This window comes from Streptomyces sp. NPDC001373 (genome assembly GCF_042895815.1).
GTDB lineage: Bacteria > Actinomycetota > Actinomycetes > Streptomycetales > Streptomycetaceae > Streptomyces.
The window spans coordinates 53,406-78,024 of the sequence record NZ_JBIAWQ010000022.1; the positions used below are offsets into that span (position 1 = coordinate 53,406).

General features: G+C 76.8%; 12 protein-coding genes and 1 pseudogene. 4 read left to right on the plus strand and 9 right to left on the minus strand.

Features of this window, described 5'->3' with window-relative positions:
* Positions 1 to 52 precede the first annotated feature (52 nt).
* Positions 53 to 541, plus strand: coding sequence for a DUF1772 domain-containing protein (locus tag ACFY15_RS32190; protein ID WP_390690635.1), 489 nt, complete (start codon positions 53 to 55; stop codon positions 539 to 541).
* Positions 542 to 554: 13 nt separating this feature from the next.
* Here the strand turns inward: ACFY15_RS32190 and ACFY15_RS32195 are convergent, their stop codons facing one another.
* A complete protein-coding gene (locus tag ACFY15_RS32195; protein ID WP_390690636.1) occupies positions 555 to 692 on the minus strand; it encodes a hypothetical protein in 138 nt (45 codons plus the stop codon).
* Between the two features lie 378 nt (positions 693 to 1,070).
* Between ACFY15_RS32195 and ACFY15_RS32200 the strand changes: the two genes are divergently transcribed.
* Together ACFY15_RS32200 and ACFY15_RS32205 are read left to right on the plus strand one after the other, a co-directional pair.
* On the plus strand, positions 1,071 to 5,630 hold the full coding sequence (locus ACFY15_RS32200) for an acyltransferase domain-containing protein (protein ID WP_390826566.1): 4,560 nt from the start codon (positions 1,071 to 1,073) through the stop codon (positions 5,628 to 5,630).
* Positions 5,630 to 6,478, plus strand: coding sequence for a metallophosphoesterase family protein (locus ACFY15_RS32205; protein ID WP_390690638.1), 849 nt, complete (start codon positions 5,630 to 5,632; stop codon positions 6,476 to 6,478). Before ACFY15_RS32200 ends, ACFY15_RS32205 begins: the two co-directional genes overlap by 1 nt.
* Positions 6,479 to 6,888: 410 nt before the next feature.
* On the opposite strand, the gene ACFY15_RS32210 is transcribed toward ACFY15_RS32205, so the two are convergent.
* From ACFY15_RS32210 to ACFY15_RS32220, 3 genes are all read right to left on the minus strand, one after another.
* Positions 6,889 to 7,071: a DUF5302 domain-containing protein gene (locus tag ACFY15_RS32210; RefSeq protein WP_366455077.1), complete on the minus strand. Its 183-nt coding sequence runs from the start codon at positions 7,069 to 7,071 to the stop codon at positions 6,889 to 6,891.
* Between the two features lie 124 nt (positions 7,072 to 7,195).
* Positions 7,196 to 8,608 carry a GTPase HflX gene (hflX, locus tag ACFY15_RS32215; protein WP_390690639.1) on the minus strand — a complete coding sequence of 471 codons (1,413 nt, stop codon included), beginning with the start codon at positions 8,606 to 8,608 and terminating at the stop codon, positions 7,196 to 7,198.
* A 35-nt stretch (positions 8,609 to 8,643) separates the two neighbouring features.
* Positions 8,644 to 11,178: a beta-glucosidase gene (locus tag ACFY15_RS32220; RefSeq protein WP_390690640.1), complete on the minus strand. Its 2,535-nt coding sequence runs from the start codon at positions 11,176 to 11,178 to the stop codon at positions 8,644 to 8,646.
* 455 nt (positions 11,179 to 11,633) lie between these two features.
* Here ACFY15_RS32220 and ACFY15_RS32225 point away from each other — a divergent pair.
* Positions 11,634 to 12,455: pseudogene (locus ACFY15_RS32225) on the plus strand (transposase); the annotation flags it as partial.
* A gap of 361 nt (positions 12,456 to 12,816) precedes the next feature.
* Here the strand turns inward: ACFY15_RS32225 and ACFY15_RS32230 are convergent.
* The 5 genes from ACFY15_RS32230 to ACFY15_RS32250 form a co-directional block, all read right to left on the minus strand.
* Positions 12,817 to 14,751, minus strand: a complete 1,935-nt coding sequence (locus ACFY15_RS32230) for a helix-turn-helix domain-containing protein (RefSeq protein ID WP_390690641.1) — start codon at positions 14,749 to 14,751, stop codon at positions 12,817 to 12,819.
* Positions 14,752 to 15,114: 363 nt separating this feature from the next.
* Positions 15,115 to 15,840 (minus strand): class I SAM-dependent methyltransferase, encoded by a 726-nt coding sequence (locus ACFY15_RS32235; RefSeq protein ID WP_390690642.1) that lies wholly within the window; start codon positions 15,838 to 15,840, stop codon positions 15,115 to 15,117.
* Entirely contained in the window at positions 15,837 to 17,150 is a 1,314-nt protein-coding gene (locus tag ACFY15_RS32240) for an activator-dependent family glycosyltransferase (protein ID WP_390690643.1), read from the minus strand. The genes ACFY15_RS32235 and ACFY15_RS32240 overlap by 4 nt, the downstream gene beginning before the upstream one ends.
* A gap of 57 nt (positions 17,151 to 17,207) precedes the next feature.
* Positions 17,208 to 18,407 (minus strand): hypothetical protein, encoded by a 1,200-nt coding sequence (locus ACFY15_RS32245; RefSeq protein WP_390690644.1) that lies wholly within the window; start codon positions 18,405 to 18,407, stop codon positions 17,208 to 17,210.
* 11 nt (positions 18,408 to 18,418) lie between these two features.
* Positions 18,419 to 24,562, minus strand: coding sequence for an SDR family NAD(P)-dependent oxidoreductase (locus ACFY15_RS32250; RefSeq protein WP_390690645.1), 6,144 nt, complete (start codon positions 24,560 to 24,562; stop codon positions 18,419 to 18,421).
* Between the last annotated feature and the right edge of the window lie 57 nt (positions 24,563 to 24,619).

Below are 24,619 nucleotides of genomic sequence, written 5' to 3' on the forward strand. Positions count from 1 at the left end.
CGACCGTACGATCGGACCGGGCGCGGCAACGGGCGACGAGGGGGAGACCCGCATGGAAACGGCACGGTTCGCGGCGCTGCTCGCGGCGACGATCACGATGGGGCTGGTCAGCGGCCTCTTCTACGGGTTCACGGTGGCGGTCATGCCGGGGCTGCGGGCCTGTGGCGACCGTACGGTGGTCGAGACGATGCAGCGGATCAACACGGCGATCCTCAACGGCTGGTTCCTGTTGGGCTATCTGGGTGCGCTGGTGTTCACCGGGCTCGCCCTGGCCCTGCACCTGGCGGCCGGCGGGCCCGGCGCGCCGGTGCCGCTGGCGGGGGCGTGCGTCGCGTACGTCCTCGCGATGGCCGTCACCGGGCGGGTGAACATCCCGCTCAACAACGCCCTGGAGCAGGCCGGTCCGGTGGAGCGGATCGCCGACCCGGCGGCCGTGCGCCGCGCGTTCGAGGGGCCGTGGGTCCGGGCGAACACATGGCGCACGGTGCTGTGCGCGGCGGCGTTCGGGCTGCTGGTGTGGGAGCTGGTCCTGCACCCGTAGGAGGAAGCCGGGGTCAGCGCGGGGTGGCGCGGCCGTGGAGGAGGAGGGCGTGGGTGAGGGCGGCGAGGGCGGCGGTGCAGAGCAGGGTGCGCAGGATGTTCACAGTGGCCCAGGTTCCCGTGAACCTGTCGACCACCGCGAAGCCGGTCATCCTGGCCGCGTCGCCCGCGGCGGCGAGTTCAGGCCTGCCGCGCGGTCGGCGGCGGACCTTCCGTGGTGCCGGGGGAGGTGCCGCGTTCCGGGTTCGCGCCGTGTTCCGGGTTCATGGGTACGTCCTTACCTGTGGCCGGGTGGCTGGATACCGGCGGGCCCGTGCCCGCGGCGCAGTGATCCGGGCATCCGGACGGGCTCCGTACCAGCGGTTTACCCCGAACACGCCGGACGGGCGGGGGAGTTGGCCCCGGCCCGCCTCCCGGCGAACCGACCCCGTACGGGTGGATTCAGCCGCCCTCGAGCCCACCTCCACCCATGTCGTGCACCATCTCCCCCGCACGACCTCGTCGCACTACGGATGGGTGAACACGACACGATGGCCGAAGACACGGGCGGTTCACTCCCCGGCGGTGGTGCCGTGCCCTCCGGACCGGCCGCGCGCCCGCGCCCGCTCGCGTACGCCGTCTCGGGCGCCACGCCGGATGCCCTGCGCGCGCAGGCACGGCGGCTGCGCGCCCGGCTGGACCCGGGCGGCGGCGCGGTGGCCGGCGCCGGACTGTGCCGTGCCCTCGCCCGCATCCGTACGGACTCCGCGCACCGGGCGGTGGTGATCGCCGCCGACCGCGCGGAGCTGGCCGGCGGGCTGGACGCGCTCGCCCGGGGCCGGCGGGCCGAGGGGCTGGTACGCGGCTCCGCGGGGCGCGAGGGCGGCCTGGCCGTCCTCTTCGCCGGCCAGGGCAGCCTGCGGCCGGGCATGGGCCGGGGGCTGTACGAGACGTTCCCCGCGTTCACCGACGCCTTCGACGAGGTGTGCGCGCGGCTCGGTGACGGCTTGAAGGAGCTCGTCTTCGGGAACGACGCCGACGCCCTGGACCCGACGGGTACCGCGCAGCCCGCGCTGTTCGCCGTCGAGGTGGCGCTGTACCGGCTGGTGGAGTCCTGGGGCGTGGTGCCGGGGTTCGTCGGCGGGCACTCGGTGGGCGAGATCGCCGCCGCGCACGTCGCCGGGGTCCTGTCCCTGGAGGACGCCGCCGCGCTGGTCACCGCGCGCGGGAGGCTCATGGAAGCCCTGCCCGGGGGCGGGGTCATGGTCCGTGTCGGGGCGGGTGAGGAGCGGGTCGCCCGGCTGCTCGTCCCCGGCGTGGCCATCGCCGCCGTCGACGGGCCGGACGCCGTCGTCGTCTCGGGCGCCCGCGAGGCCGTCGCCGGTGTGGTCGCGCGGCTGGCCGAGCTGGACGTGAAGTCCAAGGTGCTGCGCGCCGGCCACGCCTTCCACTCCCCGCTGATGGATCCGGTCCTGGACGCGTTCCGTACGGCCGTCCGCGGCCTGGACTTCCGGCCGCCGCGCATCGCCTTCGTCTCCGCCCTCACCGGCGGCCTGGTGACGGACGGGATCGCCCGCCCCGAGTACTGGGTCGGCCACGTCCGCGAGACCGTCCGCTTCCGGGACGCCGTCCGCACGCTGGAGGCCGAAGGGGCCCGTATCTTCCTGGAGTTGGGCCCCGACGGCCTTCTGACCCCCATGACCCGCGCCTGCCTCGCCGATGCGGGCGCGGGCGCCGTCCTGGTGCCCGCCCTGCGGCGGCAGGGGGACGAGGTGCGGGCGGTGCTCACCGCGACCGCGAGCCTGTACGTCCACGGCGCGCTCGCCGAACTCCCGCTCGGGATCCCCACCGGCCCGGCGGACGCCCCTGACGACGAGGGAGCGGGGGCGGATCCGTCCGGGACGGCGGCGGGAACGGCGCCCCTGACCGCACCGGAGACCCCGCCGACGACGGCTACGGCTACGGCAGCGGCAGCGGCAGCGGCAGCGGCAGCGGCAGCGGCAGCGGCAGCGGCAGCGGACACAACGGCAACGGCAACGGGCATGACCGCGACGGGGCATCCGCTGGCCGCGTACCGGCTGGACCTCCCGGAGGCCGACTCCGTCCTGTTCACCGGAACGGTCTCCGCGCACAGCCACCCCTGGCCGGCGGGCGGCGAGGTGCCCGTCGGCGCGTTCGTGGAGGCGGCCCTCGTGGCGGGCGCGGCCGTCGGTCTGCCGGAGGTCGCGGAGGCGGCCGCCGAGGCCGCGCTGGTGCTGCCGGAACGGGGCGGGGTCCGGCTGCAGCTGCTGGTGCAGGCCCCCGACGAGACGGGCCGCCGCAGGCTGACCGTGGCCTCGCGGCCGGAGGCGGCGGCCGGGGAGGAGCCGTGGGTGCGGCACCTGACGGCGGCCCTGGCCCCCGGCCGGGCGCCGGCCGGGGGCGACGGCCCGGGTGCCGCCGCGTGGCCGCCGGAGGGCGCCGAACCGCTGGAGGTGGACGGGGAGCGCCCCGCCCTGGAGCGGGCCTGGCGCCGGGGCGAGGAGTTCTTCGCCGAGGCCGCCCTGCCGGAGGACCAGGTGGCGCAGGCCGGGGCGTACGCCCTGCACCCGGCCCTCCTGGAAGCCGCGCTGCACCCCGTGCTGGCCGCCGGGGAGGTGCCGTTGGAGCCCGCCGCCTGGAGGGGGGCGGCCCTGTACGCGACGGGCGCCGCCTTCCTGCGGGTGCGGGCGGTGCGGGGGGCGTTCGGGGTGGTGGAGCTGGAGCTCGCGGACGCCGGGGGCGGGCCGGTGGCGGCCGCCACCGTGACCCTGTCGGCGGTACCGGAGGGCGCCGGCCGGGGACGGCCCGTCGTCCCGCTGCACCTGGTGTGGGAGCGGGCCGCCGACGCCCCCGAGGCGGCCGCCTCGGTGACCCGGGCGCTGGTCGGCGTACCGGCGGACGGCGGGCGGGGCCCGTCGGTGCTGCCGGACTGCGACGGGGCCCCCGCCCACCCGGCGCTGGCGGGCCTGCTGGCCGCGGCCGGGCCGCCGGAGCTGGTCCTGGCGCCGCTGACGCGGGCCGGCGACGGGCGGGATGTGTCCGGGGCCCGGGTGCGGGCCGCGGTGGACGAGGTACGCGAGCTGGTCGGCGCCTGGCTCGCCGAGGAGCGCTGCGCGGGCACGGCGCTGGCCGTCGTGACGAGCGGCGCGGAGGCGGTGCTGCCCGGCGAGGACGTCCCCGACCTGGCCGGCGCGGCCGTACGCGGCTTCGTGCGCTCGGTGCAGGCGTGGCTCGCCGGGGAGGGCGCGCGCCGCCTCATGCTGGTGGACGTGGACGACAGCGACGCCAGCCGCAAGGCCCTGGTGCGGGCGCTGGGCGCTGCGGAGCCGGAGCTGGCGCTGCGGGACGGCGTCGCTCACGCGCGCCGGCTGGTGCGCGCCGAACCCGTTGCGGCGGGGGCGCTCGCGGCCGGCGGTCCGGAGTCGGTGCGGCTGAGCGGCGCCTCCGACGGGCCCTGCGCCGAGGAGGCCGCCCGGCAGCTGGTCGAGGGGCACGGCGTACGGCTGGCGGGGCCCGGTGAGGAGGCGGCGGCGATCGTCCACCTGGCCGGGCCGGGCGGGCCGTCGCTGGAGGCCGCGGTGGACGCCGCGCTCGCCCTGGACGGGCACACCACGCCGCTGGCGTTCGTCACCACCGTCGGGGGCGTGGTCGGCGCGGGCTGCGCCGAGGAGACCGCCGTCCTGGGCGCGTTCCTCACCGCGCTGGCGGCCCGCCGCCGCGCCGCCGGGCTGCCGGCGGCCGTCCTGGGCTGGGGCGCCGACCCCGAGGGCGTCCCGGCGGGCCTGGCCCCGCTGGCCGGGGCCGCCGGGCCGGCGCCGCTGGGGCACGCGCTCGCGCGCAGCCTGACCCTGGTGTCCGCCCGCGCCGACGCGGGCCCGCTGCGGGCCGCGGGCGGGGCCGTGCCGGCGCTGCTGCGCGCCCTGATCCCCGTACCGCCTCGCCGGGCGGTCAACCGGTGGTCCGGCGAGGCCGTTTCGCCGCGCGAGCGGCTGGCGGCGCTGCCCGCCGGGGAGCGGACGGCGGTGCTGACGGACCTGGTGCGCGGGCACGCGGCCGCCGCCCTCGGGCACACCGGCGCCGAAGCCCTGTTCGTGGAGCGGCCGTTCACCGAGCCGGGCCTGCGGCCGGAAGGCGCCCGGCGGCTGGCCGACGCGCTGAGCGGGGCGACCGGGCTGGCGATCGCCCCGCTCGCCGTCCTCGACCACCCGTCGGTGGCGCGGCTGGCGGGGTACCTGGCCGGGCTGCTCGACGGGCCGCCGGAGGCCGCGGACGCCGCCCGGCGGGCCGGGGGCACGCTGGCCGGGCTGCTGCGGGGCGCGCACGCGCAGGGCCGTACCGCCGAGGGCGCGGCGCTGCTGATGGCGGCGGCCGAGCTGGTGCCGGGCTACGACTCGCGTGCAGGGGTGGCGCACTGGCCGGCCCCGGCCGGGCCGGCGCCCCACCCGCAGGGCGCACCGGGGCTGTTCGCGTTCCCCTCGCTGGGCGCGGCCTCGGGCCCGCACGAGTACCTGGCGCTGGCCGGGGCCCTGGCCGGGGGCGGCCGGGGGCTGACGGTGCTCCCGCACCCCGGGTTCGCGGGGGAGGCGGTGCTGCCGCGCAGCAGGCAGGCGTTGGTACGGGCACAGGCGGAGGCGGTCGCCGCTGCGGCGGGAGCGGCACGGCCGGTGCTGCTGGGACACTCGTCCGGGGGCTGGGTCGCGCACGCCGTGGCCCGGGAGCTTCCGGAGATCGGCAGGGAGGCGGCGGCGGTGGTGCTGCTGGACACGTACGCGCACGGTGAGACCCGCCATGGGCTGGCGGTGCTGATGGACCGGCTCCTCGACCCGGACGGCCCGCTGGGGGTGCCCGACGACGGGCGGTTCCTGGCGATGGGCGGCCATCTGCGGGTGTTCGCCGACTGGGCGCCGGAGCCGGCGGCGGCGCCGACGCTGCTGGTGCGAGCCGCCGCGTCGGCGGCCTCGGCCGTGGGCGGCTGGGAGTACGCCGACCACGTGGCGCAGGTGCCGGGCGACCACTTCTCGCTGCTGGACGCGGACGCGGGCGCGGTGGCGGCGACCGTGGACCGCTGGCTGCGGAAGGTGGCCCGCTGATGGCGGCGGCCGGGCGGCTGCTCGCCGTGTCCGACCTGCACGTGGTGCACGCGGAGAACCGGCGGCTGGTCGAGGAGCAGATCGTGCCGACGTCGCCCCGGGACTGGCTGCTGGTGGCCGGGGACGTCAGCGAGACGGCGTCCGAGATCGAGTGGGCGCTGGGCCTGCTGCGGGACCGCTTCGCGCGGGTGGTGTGGACCCCGGGCAACCACGACCTGTGGACGCCGCGGGACGACGCGGTCTCCCTGCGCGGGGAGGCCCGTTACCGCTATCTGGTGGAGATGTGCCGGGGCCTGGGCGTCCTGACCCCGGAGGACCCGTACCCGGTGTGGGAGGGGGAGGGCGGCCCGGTGGCCGTCGCCCCGCTCTTCGTCCACTACGACTACTCGTTCCGGGACGCGGAGCTGACGAAGGAGCAGTCCCTGGCGGCCGCCCACGAATCGGGGGTGGTGTGCACGGACGAGTTCCTGCTCCACACCGACCCGTACCCCGACGCCGACAGCTGGTGCCGGGCCCGGGTGGCGGCGACGGAGGCCCGCCTGGACGAGGTGGACCCCGCGCTGGCGACCGTGCTGGTCAACCACTACCCGCTGGTCCGGGAACCCACCGACGTCCTGCGCTACCCGCAGTTCGCGCAGTGGTGCGGGACCACCCTCACCGCGGACTGGCACCTTCGCTACCGGGCGGCGGCCGTGGTGTACGGGCACCTGCACATCCCCCGGACGACCTACCACGGCGGGGTGCGCTTCGACGAGGTCTCCATCGGCTACCCGCGCGAACGCCGCCGGCGGGGCCTGCCGCGGGGGGTGCTGCGGGACGTGCTGCGGCCGCGCGAGGACGGGGGCTGAGCGGAGGCGGGACCGGGAGGGGGTCTCCCCAGCGGCCTTCGAGCGGACGGCGAGCGGGTGCTGGTGGCGTGTGAGCCGACGGGTACGGCTGGTCGGCGCGCGTGTGACGCCCGGCCCCCTCTCCCTCAGCGGCCCGCCCGGGCCGCCGGGCGGGCCGGGGCCGTTGTTCCGCCGCTCCGCCGGCGGTAAAACCGAGGGGCCAGTTTTGTTTTCGCGGTCTCGCGGTTACGCGGTCTCGCGGATGCCGCGGACCGGAAATTCGGATGCGCTCGCACGAGGGCGCACTGTATTGTTTCCCGAGCCGCGCTCCAGTGGAATTCGAGCGGGATGTGCGGAAAACGGAGAAAGGGCTGCCGCGAACCGGCCGGTGACCGGGTCGCGGCAGCCCGCGCGTTCAGGGGCGGAAAGGGTCAGCCGGCCTTGCGGCGGAAGGTCCGGTTCTGGCCGTTGGGTCCGTTGAAGCCCTTGATCTTCAGGCGGCCCTCGTGATGGGCCTGCTGGGAGCGGGAGTTACGGGCCTTGCGCTCCAGAGCCTCGCGGAACTTGGCCTTGCCGTCAGCCTCGGCGGCGTGGTTTTCCGGCGTATCAGTCATGGGTTACCTCCTGGGCTTTTTCTAGAGCACTTTTATTGTGACATCCGAGTGGACGCATGGCGACCCTCTTACGAGGGAATGGCGCAATTCCTGCGGGAATGGCGCACGGGTGCGGAAGGGGGAATCAGGCGGCGTAGGGGGAGAGTTCCGCCGCCAGGGCGGCGTCGACGTTGGCCTTCAGGAGCGTGCCCGTTTCGCCGTGGGATTCGGAGAGGATCTCGCCGCTCGCGTGGACGCGGGCGACCAGGTGGCCCTCGCTGTAGGGGATCAGGACCTCGATCTCCGTCTCGGGGTGCGGGAGTTCGGCCTCGATGCGGGAGAGGAGGGCGGCGACGCCCTCGCCCGTGCGGGCCGAGACGACGACGGCGCCGGGTTCCGCCTCCAACAGGCGGGCCAGGGCCTGAGGGTCGGCGGTGTCGGCCTTGTTCACGACGACGACCTCCGGGACGCCCGCGCCGCCGACGTCGCCGACGACCGCGCGGACCGCCTCGATCTGGGCCTCCGGGTCCGGGTGCGAGCCGTCGACCACGTGGAGGATGAGGTCCGCCTCCGCGACCTCCTCCAGCGTCGAGCGGAACGCGTCGACGAGCTGGTGCGGCAGGTGGCGGACGAAGCCCACCGTGTCGGCCAGGGTGTAGGCGCGGCCCGCGGGGGTCTCCGAGCGGCGGACGGTCGGGTCGAGGGTGGCGAACAGCGCGTTCTGGACGTGGACCTCGGCGCCCGTGAGCCGGTTGAGGAGTGAGGACTTGCCCGCGTTGGTGTAGCCGGCGATGGCGACCGAGGGGATCTTGTTGCGGCGGCGCTCCTGGCGCTTGAGATCGCGGGCGGTCTTCATCTCGTCGATGTCCCGGCGCATCCTGGCCATCTTGTCGCGCAGCCGGCGCCGGTCCGTCTCGATCTTCGTCTCGCCGGGGCCCCGGGTGGCCATGCCGCCACCGCCGGCCCCGCCGCCGCCCATCTGCCGGGACAGGGAGGCGCCCCAGCCGCGCAGGCGCGGCAGCATGTACTGCATCTGTGCGAGGGCCACCTGGGCCTTGCCCTCGCGGGAGGTGGCCCGCTGGGCGAAGATGTCGAGGATCAGGGCGGTCCGGTCGACGACCTTGACCTGGACGAACTCCTCCAGCCGGACGAGCTGCGAGGGGCTCAGCTCGCCGTCGCAGACGACCGTGTCGGCGCCCGTCCCGATGACGATGTCGCGCAGTTCCTTCGCCTTGCCGGAGCCGATGTAGGTGGCCGGGTCCGGCTTGTCGCGGCGCTGGATCACCCCGTCGAGGACCAGGGCGCCCGCGGTCTCGGCGAGGGCGGCGAGCTCGGCGAGGGAGCTCTCGGCCTCCGCGACCGTGCCGGAGGTCCAGACGCCGACCAGCACCACGCGCTCCAGACGGACCTGGCGCTGCTCGACCTCGACGACGTCCCGCAGTTCGGTGGAGAGGGAGGCGACGTGCCGCAGGCCGGTCTCCTCCCGTGCGTCGATGGCCTCGGCCGTGCCGACCGGACGGGTCGAGGGGGTGGTCGCGGGCTGTGCGTTCGCGGTCATGCGCATCCAATCGGAAGGGGTGGGTGGGAGGTCGGTCACTGGTTGAGGCGGGACGTGAGGCGAAGGTCCGCCGAGGAGGAGCCGACGCTCACGGCGCGCGGGCCGGGGGCGCCGGTCCAGGCGTGGCGTCCGGTGTCCCAGTACTGGAGCTGGCGGGCGTCGACCGGGACGGTGACGCGCTTCTCCTCGCCGGGTTCGAGGGAGACCTTGGTGTAGGCGGCGAGCTTCCTGACGGCCTGCGGCGCGGAGACGAGGGGGCTGGGGCCGAGGTAGACCTGGACGGTCTCCTTGCCGGCGACGGGCCCGCTGTTGCGGACGGTCACGCGGACGGCGGCCCCGGTGGAGGTGCGCTCCACGGCGAGGTCGCGGTAGTCGAACGTGGTGTACGACAGGCCGTGGCCGAACGGGAAGAGGGGGGTGACGCCCTGCTTGTCGTACCAGCGGTAGCCGGAGTAAATGCCCTCGCTGTACTCCTGCCTGCCGTCGACCCCGGGGAACCGCCTGGGGTTTCCGGCGACCGGGTGGGCGTCCTCGGAGGCGGGGAAGGTCTGGGTGAGCCGGCCGCTGGGGTTGGCGTCCCCGTAGAGCAGGGCGGCGGTGGCCTGGGCGCCCTCCTGGCCCGGGTACCACATGTCGAGGACGGCGGCGGTGTCGGCGAGCCACGGCATCAGCACGGAGGAGCCGGTGTTGAGGACGACGACGGTGTTGGGGTTGGCGCGGGCCACGGCGGAGATCAGCGCGTCCTGGCCGTCGGGCAGGGAGAGCGAAGGGCGGTCGTAGCCCTCGGAGCCCTCGTCCTGGGCGAAGACGACGGCGGTCCTGGCGGAGCGGGCGGCGGCGACGGCGCGTTCGAGGTTCTGCGCGGCCTGCTGCGGGGTGACCCAGGTGAGGTCGACGGACAGCGGGCGGTCGGGCCAGGCCCAGCCGCTCATGGACAGCTTGTGGGTGCCCTGGGTGAGGCGGAGCACGACGCTGGTGGTCTCGCTGAAGGAGTCGGCTGCGTAGACCGGGTCCTGTCCTTCGACCTGGAGGACGGCGAGGCCGCCGTCGACGCGGACGCCGATGCGGTAGTCGCCGTCGGCGGGGACGGTGAGGGTGCCGTCGTAGAAGGCGCGGTCGCCGCCGGGTTCGAGCTGCCTGCCGCCGGTGAAGGCGGGGCTGAGGTTCTCGGCGGGCAGCGGGCTGCCGAGCCGGTCGACGCCGGGCTCGTAGCGGACGGCGGCGCCGGAGCCGGCCCGCTCGCGCAGGGCGTCCAGCGGGGCCTTGGCGGCGTCGGGCACGACGTGGGCGCTGCCGAGGCCGGAGACCTTGGGGCGCAGGGCGCTGTCGCCGATGACGGCGAGGTCGGTGCCGGCCGCGCCGGTGAGCGGCAGGGCCTTGCGTCCGCCGGCCGGCGCGGTGTTGCGCAGCAGGACGGCGCCGTTCTCGGCGACGGCGCGGGCGGTGTCGCGGCCCGCCGCGGCGTCGCGTGCGGGCCGCGGGGACGCGGGGGCGTCGAGGAGGCCGAAGCGTTCCATCTGGCCGACGATGCGGGTCACCGAGCGGTCCAGGGCGGCCTGCGGGACGGTGCCGTCGGCGATGGCCTTGCGCAGGGAGGAGCCGAGGTACTTGGAGTCCGGGACGGGGTCGGTGGGCTTGCCCATCTCCAGGCCGAGTTCCTGGTCGAGGCCCTTGGTGAGGTCGGCGGTGGCGTGGGTGGCGAGCCAGTCGGACATCACCCAGCCCCGGAAGCCCCACTGTTCGCGCAGGACCTTCTGGAGCAGCTGGTCGTTGCCGCAGGAGTGGGTGCCGTTGACCCCGTTGTAGGCGCACATGACGGCGGCGGCGCCGGCGTCGACGGCGCCGCGGAAGGCGGGGAGTTCGACTTCCTGGAGGGTCTGCTCGTCGATGGCGGCGTCGACGGTGAAGCGGTCGGTCTCCTGGTTGTTGCCCGCGAAGTGCTTGACCGTGGCCATCAGGCCCTGGCTCTGCGTGCCCTTGATCTGGGCGGCGGCGGTGCGCGAGGCGACCAGGGGGTCCTCGCTGAAGGTCTCGAAGTTGCGTCCGCCGTACGGCACCCGGATGGTGTTGACCATCGGGCCGAGGACGACGTCCTGGCCGAGCGCCCGGCCCTCGTGGCCGAGGACCTTGCCGTAGGCGGTGGCGAGGGAGTCGTCGAAGGTCGCGGCGAGGGCCGTGGGGGTGGGCAGGGCGGTGGAGCGGACGCCGTTGAGGCGGACGCCGGCCGGCCCGTCGGAGGCCTGGAGCGGGGGTACGCCCAGGCGGGGCACGCCGGGGAGGTAGCCGACGCCCCGGGCGAGGGGGCCGCCGGTGGGGCCGGCCGTCCAGTGGACGAAGGACAGCTTCTCGTCGAGGGTCATCCGCGCGACGAGGGCGCGGACGCGGGGAGTGCCCTCGGTGCGGTCCTCGGTGGCTCCGGCGGGCGCGGCGGTGAGCAGGCCGCCCGTGCACAGGAGGGCCGCGGAGGCGGCGAGGAGGCGGGTGGCGCGGGTGCCGGGGCGCCACCGCCCGCGTATGCGGAGGGTGCGGCGGAGGCGGGGTGTTCGCTCCCCTGACCTGCGGGACGGCATGGGGGGTCTCCTGAGTCTTTCGGCGGTGCGGCGTGCCCCGGAGGGGCGCCGGGGTATGCGTACGTCCACGCTTCCGCAGATCGGGGCCGGGGAGGAGGTCGCCCGGCCACACTCTTCGCGGGGCCGTGCCGCGGAGCCCGAACACCGCCCGGGAGCTGGGGCGTTGGCCGGCGCGGCGGCGGCCGGCGGAGGGCGGCGGAGGGCGGGGACGGCCAGGACCGGGTGGGCGGGCCCCCGTCGCCGCCCCCGGGTGGTGGCCCGGCCACCACGCGCGGCGGGCCCGTCGGGCGGTGCGGGGCCGGGCCGGGACAAGCGGGGTGACCGGTCGGTAAGTGTGTTTCCGGCCTACCTGGGCCGGGTGCCGCCTGGCGGGGAGGGTGGAGGGGATCCCACGACCACGACACCGCGAACTGCCCCGGCCTGGCTGCCTCGGGGTGCCGACCCCGAGGAGCGTCATGCGAACCGTTCGCCCGGCCCTGGAAGCCGAGAGCCTGTCCCGTGTCCCGCCCTCGGAGGTCCGCGCCCTGCGCACGTCGGTGCTGGGTTCGCTGCGCCGCCGGGACCAGCGGCACAAAGGCGAGCTGTACGTACGGGCCCTGCTGGACACGCCCGGCCGCAAGACAATGCGCAACCTGGCCGCGAGCACCGGCGAACGAGCCGCGGAGCAGAGCCTGCACCACTTCATCAGCTCCTCGACCTGGGACTGGTCCCCGCTGCGGGCGGAGCTGACGGCCGGTCTGGAGCGGTTGCTGGCGCCGCGCGCCTGGGTGGTGCGCCCGCTGGTGATCCCGAAGACGGGCCGGCACTCGGTGGGAGTGGGGCGCAGGTTCGTCCCGCAGCTGGGACAGGTCGTCAACAGCCAGCACGGGTACGGGCTGTGGCTGGCCTCGGGCGCGGCGGCGGCCCCGGTGAACTGGCGGCTGTCGCTGAGCGGGGACTGGCTCGACGACACGGAGCTGCGCCGCCGGGCGGCGATCCCCGACGACTCGGTCGACGCGGGGGCCGCCGGTGCGCCGGAGGCGCTGGCCGTGGACATGGTGGTGGAGGCGGCCGGCTGGGCCGGGGCGGCGCTGCCGGTGGTGGCCGACGCCCGGGAACAGGCCGTACTGCCGCTGGTGGAGGCGTTCTCGCGAGCCGGCCTGCCGTTCCTGATACGGATCGGGACCGGTACGGGCCTGCTCGCGCCGAACCTGGCGGCCGGACGGAGCCGCGCCGTGGCGGGGTCGGCGGGCGGGCTGGCGGAGCTGGCGCGGCCGCAGCGGCGGCCGGTGCAGTGGCCGGACCCTGCACGGCCGGGGCGGACGCAGACCTCACTGGTGGGGCTGCTGCCGGTGCGGCTGCCGGGCGGTCCGGCGGCGGTGCCGCTGACGCTGGTCGGCGTGTGGTCGCCGACGTCCCGGGAGGTGTCGGAGCTGTGGCTGACCAGTCTGACCGGGGCCGGCCGGGGCACGCTGCTGGGGCTGGGCGGGCTGATCGGGCGCGCCGACGCCGACTTCCGCGACACCAGCCTGCCGGTGGGCGCGCTGGACTTCGAGGGGCGGTCCTACAAGGGCTGGCACCGGCACGCCACGCTCGTGTCGCTGGCGCACGCCTCACGGCTGCTGGAGGCGGGCGCCCACCGGGGCCCCGTCGCGTCGGTCACGTCGATCCCGCTGACGGGGGGACGCCGGGTACGGGGTCGAGTGCGGCGCGCGCCCGGTGCAGCCGCAGCGCGAGCTGGAGTTCCAGTGCCTGGTCGGGATGCTGCCAGTCACGGCCGAGCAGCTGGGTGATGCGTTCCAGGCGGCGCGAGACCGTGTTGGGGTGCACGTAGAGGATCTCGGCGGCCCGGGTGGGGCTGCCGGCGGCACTGAACCAGCCCTGGAGGGTCTCCACCAGGTTGCCGAAGCGTTCCGCGTCGTGTTCCAGGAGCGGGCCGAGGGTGCGTTCGACGAAGCCGGGGACGTCGTGGTCGTCGGCGAGCAGCATCCCGAGGAAGCCGAGGTCGCGGTCGTCGGCGGAGCGGCCGGTGGCGCCGAGGGCGGTCAGCGCCTCCAGGCAGCGCACGGCCTGCCGGTAGCAGCGGTGGACGGCGTCGGCACCCCGCGCGGGGCCGGAGGCGCCGGCGGTCACCGGGGCCCCGGTGACGGTGGCGAGGTCGGCGCGCACCTTCGCGGCGGCCCCGGCCGCGTCCTCGCCGGGCAGCAGCAGGACGACCCGGTCGCCCTGGAGGATCTTCATGCCCCGGTGGCGGCGGGCGTAGGCGGTGGCCCAGTTCTCGATCAGGCCGGATGCGGGACTGTGTGCGTCGGCAACGACCAGGACGTACGGGCGCTGGAGCACGGTGGCTAAGGCTCGGGCCCGCTCCACGATCCGCTCGGGCGGGGCCTCCCAGGTGGTGAGGTCGGCCAGCAGGTCGTCGCGCACCCGGCCCTCGACGGCGCTGGAGCGCTGGACGACGAGCAGCAGGGCGACGGTACGGGCGTAGGAGAGCAGGACCCGCTCGCCGGGCGTCCCGCCGTCGGCGCCCGGGTGGAACAGGAGGCAGCCGACGTCCTCCGACCGCACCGACAGCGGGAGCACCCAGGTGCCGTCGGACAGCGGGCAGGCCACGCCGGTGGCGGCCGCGTTGAGCCGCACGCGGGACAGCTCGCCGGGGTCGGGGCGGGGCATCCGGCCGAGCTCGGCGAGCCGTTCGCCGGCCGCGCCGCGCACGGCGAGGCTGCCGCCGAGTTCGGCGGCGGCCCGGGCGAGGAGGGCGTCGAGGCCGATGCCGTCGAGGACGAGCTGGACGAGCTCGTCCTGGACGCTGCCGGCGCGCAGGGCGTCGCCGAGGGAGGCCCGTGCCCGTGAACCCGCCTTCTCCAGTTCGGTGTTGGCGGTGTGGACGCCCTCCAGCAGGCGGGCGCTCTGGATGGCCGTGGCGGCGAGGTCGGCGAGGGAGCGCATCAGCGCGATCTCGTCGGGGGTGAAGTGGTGGATGCCGCGGGAGGCCGCGTACAGGTAGCCGATGTGCCGGTCGTCCGCGCACAGCGGTACGCCGAGGACCGCCTGGAGGGATTCGGCGTGCAGCACCTCGTCCAGGGCGGTGGCGTGGGTGGTGCGGTCGTCGGCGAAGTGGTCGGCGGTCCAGAAGGGGGCGGGCCGCTCCCCCGGTCCGGCCGCCGCCGGCAGGGCGCCGGCGGGGATGCGGTAGCCGACGGTGAGGGCGCTGACGGCGCCGTCGGCGGTGGTGAGGGTGGCGGAGCCGTCCTCGTCGAGGAGGACGGCGGCCGCCAGGTCCATGGTGGTCATGAGCCGGGCCCGGCGGGTGATCAGGCGCAGGGTCGCGTCGAGGCTGCCGGGGCGGGTGAGGTCGCGGGCGGCGTCGACGAGCGCGGCGAGTTCGGCCTCGCGCCGGCTGCGCCGTTCGAAGAGGGCGTTCACCTCCAGGGCGAGGCCTCTGGCCCGCTCCGTCCGTTCGACGTGCGGTGCGGGGCCCGCGGTGCGGGCGCGGGCGACGAGTTGGTCGTAGGCGCGGGCGGGTGCCTCGCCCGCGAGGAGTTCGAGCACGCGAAGTGCGCCGTCGTCGGTGTGGGAGTCCTCCCCGGTCACTGTTGCCCCCGATCGGCCGGATCCTTCGATGGCGGGGAAGGTAACTTCCGGTTATAAGGAGCGTCAACCGACCTTTATGGCCTGCATACATGTGGTATCGCGGTGATCCGGCCACCACCGGGGGTTCCGGGACGGGGGTCCCGGGGGGCCCGCGCCACCTGGCCCGGCCCCCCGCCCGGACCTACGCTGAAGGGTTTGCCCGGGCAACGCCGCGGGGCCGGGGGCGTGGCCGGCCGGGGCCCGTGAGGGGCCCCGGCCAGGCCCCGGAGAGGCCGGTGGGCGACCCCGCGGCGGCCCCGGGGTCCGGCGGGACACGAGCGGTCCTGGCCCGGCCCTCGGCCGGGGTTCGAGGCGTCCGGCGGCTCAGGCGGGCGTGCCGACGAACAGGCCGCGGCCCGAGGGGCCGCCCTCCAGGAACTCCGCCTCCAGGCCCGCCCGGGCGAACGCCCGCTCGTACGCCGCCCGCTCGAAGAGGGTGATGCGGTGGCTCTCCGCGAGGTGTGCGATCTCCTCGCCCGGTGCGGCGATCAGGTAGTGCACGTCGATGCGGGTGGCGTCGTCCTCCAGCCGTGAGTGCGACACCCGCGAGATGGTCTTCCCCTCCGCCTCGGTGACCGACGCCCCGACGTACCCGGGGGTGAAGGTCTCCGGGAACCACCAGGGCTCCACGACGACCACCCCGCCCGCCGGGTCGAGGTGCGCGGCGAACCGGGCCAGAGCCGCGTCGAGTTCGGCCTGGTCGCGCATGTGGCCGATGGAGCTGAACATGCAGGTGACGGCGGAGTGGGTGGTGCCGAGCGCGAAGTCGCGCATGTCGCCGAGGTGCACGGGCACCTCCGGGTTGCGGCGGACGGCCAGCTCGCGCATGTCCGGGGAGATCTCCACGCCCTCGACCGACGCGAAGAGGGGGGCCAGGTGCTCCAGGTGGAGGCCGGTGCCGCAGGCCACGTCCAGGACGCTGCGCGCGCCCGGCACCCGGGAGCCGATCAGCGCGGCGAGGTCGGCGGCCTCGCGGGCGTAGTCCTTGCCCTTGCCCTGGTGGACGAGGTCGTAGAGGCGGGCGATGCCGCCCGCGTAGGCGGTGGTCACGAGGGGTCTCCTTGGCCGGGGTGGGCGGAACCCGGGCGGCGGGCGCGGTGCCGCGCCGCCAGCCGTTCCAGGGTCGGTACGAGGGCGGCGGGGGCCGGCTGCGCGCGGGCCTCCTCGCGCAGCCGGCGGGCCCCGTCGGCGAGCGAGGGGTCGGTGAGGGCGCGTACGACGGCCTCGCGGAGGGTGGCCGCGTCAAGCTTCTCCGGGGGCAGGTCGATGCCCGCGCCCGCCTCGGCGTGCAGTTCGGCCTTGAGCGGGGCGTCCCACAGGGAGCCGACGATGATCTGCGGAACGCCGTGCAGGGTGGCGGTGTAGCCGGTGCCGGCGCCGCCGTGGTGGACGACGGCCGCGCAGGTGGGCAGCAGGGCGTCCATGGGGACGAAGTCCACGGCACGGACGTTGTCGGGGAGGGCGTCGCGGTCCTGGAGCTGGCTTGCGTCGAGGGTGGCGACGATCTCGGCGTCCACGTCGCCGAGGGCGTGCAGGAGCTCCTCGAAGGGGACGGCGTCGCGCCCGTACGTCTCGCGCGCCGACACCCCGAGGGTGACGCAGACCCGGGGCTGGGCGGGCGGCTCGTACAGCCAGTCGGGGATCACCGAGGGCCCGTTGTAGGGGACGAAGCGCATCGGCAGCACCTCGCCGGGCACCGGTATGCGCAGGGCCTCGGGCGCGGGGTCGATGCTCCACATGCCGCCGATGACCTCCTCGACCGCGGCGGCGTCGGGGGTGATGCCGAAGCGGCCCAGGGTCCAGGCGAGCCAGTCGGCCATCGGGTCCTCACGGCGCTCCTCGGGCTGGAGGGCGAGCAGGTCGAGGAACTGGCGGCGGGCGTTCAGGATGACGTCGGGGCCCCACAGCAGGCGGGCGTGGGCCGCGCCGACGACGTGCGCGGCGATCGGGCCGGCGTAGGTGAACGGCTCCCACAGCACCAGGTCGGGCTGCCAGGCCCGGGCCAGCGCGACGGTGTCGTCGATGGTCGTGTCGCCGTTCAGCGGCGCGAACGACATGGCCGTCATCATGGTCTGCTGCCCGAGGGCGTGCTCCCAGCCGAGCGGCCCGGTGCGGGTCTGCGCGAAGTCCAGGCCCTGCTGGTAGGGGGTGGGGTCGCCGCCGATCTGCGTCATCAGCTCCGCGATGGAGTCGAGGTCGCCGACGGGCGCGGCCGTCAGCCCCGACCCGTTGACCACGTCGGTGAGCGCGGGCTGGCTGGCCACCCGTACCTCGTGTCCGGCGGCGCGCAGCGCCCAGGCCGGCGGCACCAGGTTGTAGAAGTGCGTGTTGTGCGCGAAGCACGTGATCAGGACGCGCATGGCATCCGCTCTCCCTACGGTCGGGGCGGGGTTCGGAAGGGGGGAGGGTCGGGGAGCTCAGGGGCGGGGCGTCCCCGCGGCGACCGGCTGGCGCGCCGGGGCCCGCAGGACGGGCGAGCGCAGCCGGGTCACCGGGTCGCCGTCGGCACGAAGGCCCGGGTGGGTCTCGGCGAGAGTGCGCAGCGCGGCCCGCGCGACGGCCTTGACCAGGTGCGCGGACAGCCCGAAGTGCAGGTCGGGCGAGAGGCCGAAGGGCGGGGCGTCCCGCGGGGCGCGCGGGTCGCGGTTGACGGCGGCGACGAGGAGCGTGACGCGGGCGCCGACGGGGAGTTCGGTGCCGGCGAGGGTGACGGGGGTGCGCACGACGCGGGACTCCAGCCGGACGGGGGGCGCGGTGCGCAGGGTGTGCTCGACGGCCTCCCCGGCCCGGCCGGGGTCCTCGGCCAGCCGCTGCCAGCCGCCGGGCTCGTCGAGCAGGAGGCGGACGGCGTTGGCGATGAGGACGGCGGTGGCTTCGGCCGCGCTGAGGGCCATGATCTTCGCGGCGCGGACCGTGTCGGCGGTGGACTCGTACAGGGCGTCCGTCAGGAGCCCCACCATGGCGGTCTCGGCCGCCTCGGCGGCCAGCGCCGTGGCGTGGGTCTGCGGGCACAGCAGGCCGTCGAGGGCGTGGCGGCAGTCGGGCAGGAGGCGGGAGAACCGTTCGTGGGCGGCCTCGGGCAGACCGAGCTGTTCGGCGAGGACCGGGCCGGTCAGCCTGCGGGCGAAGTCCTCGGCGAGGTCGAAGCGGTCGCCGAGCGCGGCCAGGACCGTACGGGCCCACGTGGCGGTCCGCTTCTCCACGGACGCGGCGTCGTCCGCCCACAGCAGACCGCCGCCGAAGGCGGTGAGCGCGGCGAGCGGCGCGGCGGAGGCGCGGTCGAGGGTGAGGACGGCGCTGCGGAAGGGGAGCGGGTCCCCGCCGGGGACGTCGGCGGCGGGGCCGGGGCCGTCGAAGGCGGGGTGGTCGATGACCTCCTGGGCGACGGCCCGGTCGGCGGTGACCCAGGTGTCCAGCAGGGTGCTGTGGTGGAGCGGGCCGAGGGCGCGGACGACCTCCTCGGCGGCGGTCGGCTCTCCGGTGCCGGCGCGCAGGACCAGGCCGTACGGGTCGGCTTCGATGCCGGCGAACCACTGGGCCGCCCGGGTGAGTTGGTTCCTGCGGGCGCGGCGGGCGATGTCCCGTCCGCGGTCCTCGGTCAGCAGCTCGGAGGTCATGTCTCTCCTCGTCATCGGTTGCGGCCGGGCAGTGCGTCCAGCCAGGTGTCGACGGCGCGGGCCGTGGCCGGGGCGTGCTCGGTCATCATCGTGAAGTGGTTGCCGGGGACGTCGGTGACGGTGTGCGCGGCGTCCCAGACGGATCGCCAGTCCTCGCGGGGGTCGGTCCACGCGGCCATGGGTTCTCCGGCGCGCAGGTGCAGGACCGGGGCGCGGGTGGGCTCCGGTGTCCAGTCGAGGAGGAGTCGGTGATAGGCGCCCATGGCGGTGAGCCGGGTGTCGTCGAGGGGTACGGGCGAGCGGTCCATCGCCCAGCGCAGCATGACATCCCGCCAGACGCCCATGGCGCCGGGCGCGCTGGGGGTGTAGACGTCGGCGAGGACGAGGGCGGCCGGGGCGGGGCCGTGCCGTTCCAGGTGGCGGGCGAGGGCGTGGGCGGCGTTGGCTCCGGCGGAGTGCCCGATCAGGGCGTACGGGCGCCCCTGCGCGAGCCGCTCCACGGTCGCGGCGTGCGCGGCGCAGAGCGCCTCCAGCGAGTCCGGCAGCGGCTCCCCGTCCCGGAACCCGGGCTGGGCGAGCGCGACGACGTCCCGTCGGCCGGCGAGGGCGCCGGCGAACGCGGAGAACTCCAGGGGCCCGGACACGGCGGCGGTTCCGGCTACGCCGATGAGCAGGAGCGGCCCGTCCGGTGCGGCCTGCGCGGCCTGCGCGAGGTGGACCGGGGGGAGCGGGTGGGGGTGGGCGGCGGTGAAGACGGGGCGGAGGGCGGCCACGGCGGCCAGGGCGTCGACCGCCCGGTCGACCCGGCCCTCCCCCACCGCGCTGCGGTAGAGCGCGGTGAGCGTGCCCCCGTCGGCCCGGCGGTCTCCTGCCGGTGCGGCGGATCCGGCCGGTGCGGCGGGGTGTCCGGGGGCCTGGAGGAGCTCCAGGAGGTGGTCGGCGAGCGCGGCGGGGGTGTCGTGGTCGAACAGGGCCTCGGGGGCGGGTTCGAGTCCGGTGGCGGCGGCGAGGCGGCGGCGGAGCCGGGTGACGGCCAGCGAGTCGAAGCCGATGAGCAGGAAGCGGGCGTCGGGCTCGACCTCGTCGCCGTGCGCGTACCCGAGCACGGCGGCGGCCTCCGCCCGTACCAGCCCGAGCAGAGCCTCCCGCCGGGCCTGCGGCCCCATCCCGGCCGGCCGTCGGCCGAGGCCGGCCGGCCCGTCCGGCCCGGCGCCCGGTCCACCAGGTTCGGCGGTGTGGGCTCCACCCGGGGCGAGCAGGGGCGTGAGGAGGGGGCTGGGGCGGTACGACGTGAAGGAGTCCGCGAAGCGGGGCCAGTCCGTGTCGGTGACCGTCAGCGCGGGGGTGCCGTCGGCGACGGCGGCGAGGAGTTCGTCCAGGGCGGCCTCCGGGGCCATCGGGCGGACGCCCCGGCGCAGCAGGTACGCGCCGCCCTCCCCCTCGCCCATGCCGCCCCCGTCCCACAGGCCCCACGCCACGGAGGTGGCGGGCAGGCCGTCCGCGTGGCGGCACAGGGCCAGCGCGTCGAGGCCGGCGTTGGCGGCGGCGTACGCGCACTGGCCGGCGCTGCCCCAGACTCCCGCGCCCGAGGAGTAGAGGACGAACGCGTCGAGGCCGAGCGGGCGGGTGAGTTCGTCCAGGTGGCGGGCGCCGGCCAGCTTGCCGGCGTAGACCTCCGCGAAGTCGTCGGGGCCGGCCCCGGTCAGCGGGCTGACCTGGGGGACACCCGCCGCGTGGAACACGGCGGTGAGCGGGGCGTCGGCGGGGACCTCCGCGAGCAGGGCGGCAACCGCCTCCCGGTCCGCGAGGTCGCGGGCGGCGAAGGTCACCTTGGCGCCCAGCGCGAGCAGTTCGCCCTCCAGGGTCTCCGCGCCGGGGGCCTGCCGGCCACGCCGTCCGACGAGCAGCAGGTGCGTGGCCCCCTCGGCGGCGAGCCGCCGCGCGAGGTGCCCCCCGAGGGCCCCGGTCCCCCCGGTGACCAGCACGGTCCCCCGCGGCCGGTAGCGCCCCCGGGCCGCGGCCCCGGCCCCGGACCCTGCCCCGGACACAGGCGCAGCCACGGAGGCGGGCGCGCGCACGAACGCAGGCACAGGCCCGGACGCGGGCACGGGCACGGACCCGGCCCCGGCCGTAGGCGCAGCCACGGACTCGGACTCGGACGCGGGCACGGACCCGGGCACGGACGCAGGCGCAGCCGCGGACGCGGGCGCGCGCACGAACGCAGGCACAGGCCCGGACACGGACGCGGGCACGGCCCCGGCCCCGGCCGTAGGCGCAGCCACGGACTCGGACGCGGACGCGGGCACGGACCCGGGCGCAGCCACGGACGCGGGCGCGCGCACGAACGCAGGCACAGGCCCGGACACGAACGCGGCCCCGGACGCACCGGCGGACGCAGGCGCGCTCACGGACTCGGCGGAGCCGGACCCGAGGTCCTGGCCCGGGCCGGACGCGAGCGTGGCCACGGTCGACGAACCGGAGACGGTTACCGCGCCCGCTGCCGAACCGGAGCCGGGTGCCGGCGGTGCGGGGGCCGGTTCGAGGCGACGGCCGTACAGGTGGCCGTCGCGTACGGCCACCTGGTCCTCGGGGCCGCCGAGGGCGGTGGCGAGGAGCGTCCAGGACGCGGCGTCCGCCGTCTCGGCCAGGTCGACGAGGCCGCCCCACCGGGCGGGGAGTTCGAGGGCCGCGACCCTGCCGAGGCCCCACAGCTGGGCGCCCGCCGTCCGGGGCCGCTCGCCGGGGGCGGCGGCGACGGCTCCGCGGGTCGCGCACCACAGGCGGGCGGGTACGCGCCGCTCCTCCAGGGCCTGGACGAGGGCCAGGGTGGCCCGGACCCCGGCCGGGACGGAGCCACGGCCCGGCTCCTCCCGTTCGTCGGCGCCGAGGAGGGAGAGGACTCCGCCGAGGGTGCCGGCGCCGGCGGCGTCCAGCAGTGCGGCCAGTGCCGTGCGGTCGGCGGTGTCGGCGTCGACGGCCACCCGGCGGACGTCCGCGCCGAGCGCGCGCAGGGCGCGCTCGGCGGCGTCGCCGTCGCCGGAGGTGAGGTCCTGGGCGGACTCGACCAGCAGCCAGGTCCCGGTCGGCCGCGCCCCGGCCGCCGGTCGCGCCGGCTGCCAGGCGACGCGGTAGCGCCGGGCTCCCGGGGCCGCCGCCTGGCCGGCGGGGCCGTCCGGGGCCGCGAGGGCCCCCGTGCCCGGGGCCGCGGGAAGGCCCGCGTGCGCCTGACCGCTCCGGGCTCCCGGGGCCGCCAGAGCAGCCAGGGCAGCCGGGGCGGCCAAGCCATCCGGGGCGGCCAGGCAGTCCGGGGCGGCCAGGGCAGCCGGGGCGGCCGAGGCGTCCGGGGTAGGACGTGCCGGCCCGGCCGACCTGCCGCGCGGGGTCGGGGCGATCCAGAAGCGGCGGTGCTGCCAGGCGTAGACGGGCAGGGGGGCCGGGTGGGCGCCCGCACCGTCGAAGAGGCGGGCTCGGTCCAGCGCGGCGCCGCGGGCGGCGGCGACGGCCACGGCGCCCATCAGGGTCTCGGCCGCGGGCCGACCCCGGCGCAGGGCGGGGACCGCCACGTGCGCGTCCGAGGCCAGGACCTCCTCCGCCATGGCGGACAGGACGGCGTCCGGCCCCAGTTCGACGAAGGTGACGGCCCCCAGGTCGTGGGCGGCGGTGCGCACCCCGTCGGCGAAGCGGACCGCGGAGCGGACGTGCGCGGCCCAGTAGACGCCGGTGCGCAGGTCGTCGCCGGTGGCGCGCAGGCCCGTGACGTTGGAGACGACGGGGATGCGCGGGGCGCGGTAGGTGAGCCGGTCGGCGAGGGCGCGGAACTCCTCCAGCATCGGTTCCATGAGCGGGGAGTGGAAGGCGTGGCTGACGGTGAGCCGCCTGGTCCTGCGGCCCTGCTCCGCCAGCCGGGCGCCGATCGCCGCGACGGCCTCCTCGGTGCCGGAGACGACCACGGCGCGGGGCCCGTTGACGGCGGCGACGTCGGCGCCGGGGTGTCCGGCGAGCAGCGCCCGCACCTCGTCCTCGCCGGCCCGTACGGAGAGCATCGCGCCCCCGGCGGGCAGGGCCTGCATCAGCCGGCCCCGGGCGGCGACGAGGGCACAGGCGTCGTCGAGATCGAGCACACCGGCCGCGTGGGCGGCGGCGATCTCCCCGGCGGAGTGGCCGAGGAGGACGTCGGGCCGCACGCCCCAGTGCTCCAGCAGCCGGAACAGCGCCACCTCCACCGCGAACAGGGCGGCCTGCGCGTACTGGGTGCGGTGCAGCAGCTCCTCCTCCGGGCTGCCGGGCGCGGCGTCGAGGACAGCGGCGAGCGGCCGGTCCAGGTGGGGGTCGAGGCGTTCGGCGACGGCGTCCAGCGCGGCGGCGAACACCGGGTGCGCGGCGCGCAGTTCGCGGGCCGCGCCGGGGCGCTGGCTGCCCTGCCCGGTGAACAGGAAGGCGGTCTTCGCGTCCCGGCGCCGCACGCCCCGTACCACCGCCGCGGAGGGGGTCCCGTCGGCGAGCGCGTCGAGGCCCCGGGCGAGCTCGTCGTACGTGGCCCCGAGGATGACGGCCCGGTGCTCGAAGGCGGTACGGGTCGCGGCGAGCGCGTAGCCGATGCCGAGGGCGTCGGGCGCGGCGCCGGTGAGGTGCTCCCGCAGCCGCCGCGCCTGCGCGACCAGCGCGGCCTCGGACCGCCCGGAGACGAACCACGGCACGACGGCCATCCCGGAGGCACCGCCCGCGGCCGGGGCACCGCCCACGGCCGGGGCCGCCTCCGCGGCCGGGGGCCGGGGGGCCTCCTCCAGGATGAGGTGGGCGTTCGTGCCGGCCACGCCGAACGCGGAGACGGCCGCCCGGCGGGGGCGGGGTCCCGCGGGCCACGGGACCGGGTCGGTGAGCAGGCGGACGCCGCCCGAGGACCAGTCGACGTGCGGGGTGGGGCGGTCGGCGTGGAGGGTCTTGGGCAGCACGCCGTGCCGCAGGGCCTGGATGGTCTTGATGACCCCGCCCACCCCGGCGGCCGCCTGGGAGTGCCCGATGTTCGACTTGAGGGAGCCGAGCCGCAGCGGCCGGTCCGGCGCCCGGTCCTTGCCGTAGACGGCCAGGAGGGCCTGGGCCTCGATCGGGTCGCCGAGCCGGGTGCCCGTACCGTGCGCCTCGACCGCGTCGACGTCCTGCGGCTCCAGGCCGGCGTCGGCGAGGGCCAGGCGGATGACCCGCTGCTGCGAGGGGCCGTTGGGGGCGGTGAGGCCGTTGCTGGCACCGTCCTGGTTGACCGCCGAGCCCCGGATCACCGCCAGGACCGGCCGCCCCGCGCGGACGGCGTCGGAGAGCCGCTCCAGGACGAGGACGCCGACGCCCTCGGCCCAGCCGGTGCCGTCCGCGTCGGCGGAGAAGGCCTTGCAGCGGCCGTCGGCGGCCAGCCCCTTCTGCCGGGAGAACTCGACGAACGCGGCCGCGTCCGGCATGACGGCGACCCCGCCCGCCAGGGCGAGGACGCTCTCGCCGCGCCGCAGCGCCGCCACCGCGAGGTGCAGGGCGACGAGCGAGGAGGAACAGGCCGTCTCCACCGTCATGGACGGGCCTTCGAGGCCGAGGGCGTACGAGATACGGCCGGACGTCACGGCGTCCGCGCTGCCCGTCAGGAGGTAGCCCTCGGAGCCCTCCGGCACCGTGTCCGGGTCCGTCGCGTAGGCGCCGTGCGCGGCACCCACGTACACGCCCGTCCCGCTGCCGCGCAGGGAACGCGGGTCGATGCCGGTGCGTTCCAGGGCCTCCCAGGAGGTCTCCAGCAGCAGCCGCTGCTGGGGGTCCATGACGACGGCCTCGCGCGGGGAGATCCCGAAGAACGCGGCGTCGAAGTCGGCGGCGCCCGCGAGGAACCCGCCCCGGTCGCAGTACGTGGTGCCCTGCGACTCGGGGTCCGGGTCGTAGAGCCCGTCCAGGTCCCAGCCCCGGTCCCGGGGGAACGGCGCGATGGCGTCCCGTCCGGCGGCGACGAGGTCCCAGAGCTCCTCGGGCGAGTCGGCGCCGGGGTAGCGGCAGGCCATGCCGACCACCGCGACGGGCTCGTGCGCGGCCGCGGCCAGATCCCGGTTGAGCCTGCGGAGGCGCTCGCTCTCCTTCAGCGAGGTGCGGAGCGCCTCCATGAGCTTTTCGGAGGACATGGCCATCGGTGGGTCCCTCTCTGGGTACGGCGGGCGGACGGTGGGGGCGGAAGCCCCGGGGGG

Bases quoted from the DNA above. Each gene is read 5' to 3' on its own strand.
- ACFY15_RS32190 (WP_390690635.1), top strand. From the start codon at position 53: ATGGAAACGGCACGGTTCGCGGCGCTGCTCGCGGCGACGATCACGATG.
- ACFY15_RS32195 (WP_390690636.1), bottom strand. From the start codon at position 692: ATGACCGGCTTCGCGGTGGTCGACAGGTTCACGGGAACCTGGGCCACT.
- ACFY15_RS32200 (WP_390826566.1), top strand. From the start codon at position 1,071: ATGGCCGAAGACACGGGCGGTTCACTCCCCGGCGGTGGTGCCGTGCCC.
- ACFY15_RS32205 (WP_390690638.1), top strand. From the start codon at position 5,630: ATGGCGGCGGCCGGGCGGCTGCTCGCCGTGTCCGACCTGCACGTGGTG.
- ACFY15_RS32210 (WP_366455077.1), bottom strand. From the start codon at position 7,071: ATGACTGATACGCCGGAAAACCACGCCGCCGAGGCTGACGGCAAGGCC.
- hflX (WP_390690639.1), bottom strand. From the start codon at position 8,608: ATGACCGCGAACGCACAGCCCGCGACCACCCCCTCGACCCGTCCGGTC.
- ACFY15_RS32220 (WP_390690640.1), bottom strand. From the start codon at position 11,178: ATGCCGTCCCGCAGGTCAGGGGAGCGAACACCCCGCCTCCGCCGCACC.
- ACFY15_RS32240 (WP_390690643.1), bottom strand. From the start codon at position 17,150: ATGCGCGTCCTGATCACGTGCTTCGCGCACAACACGCACTTCTACAAC.
- ACFY15_RS32245 (WP_390690644.1), bottom strand. From the start codon at position 18,407: ATGACCTCCGAGCTGCTGACCGAGGACCGCGGACGGGACATCGCCCGC.
- ACFY15_RS32250 (WP_390690645.1), bottom strand. From the start codon at position 24,562: ATGGCCATGTCCTCCGAAAAGCTCATGGAGGCGCTCCGCACCTCGCTG.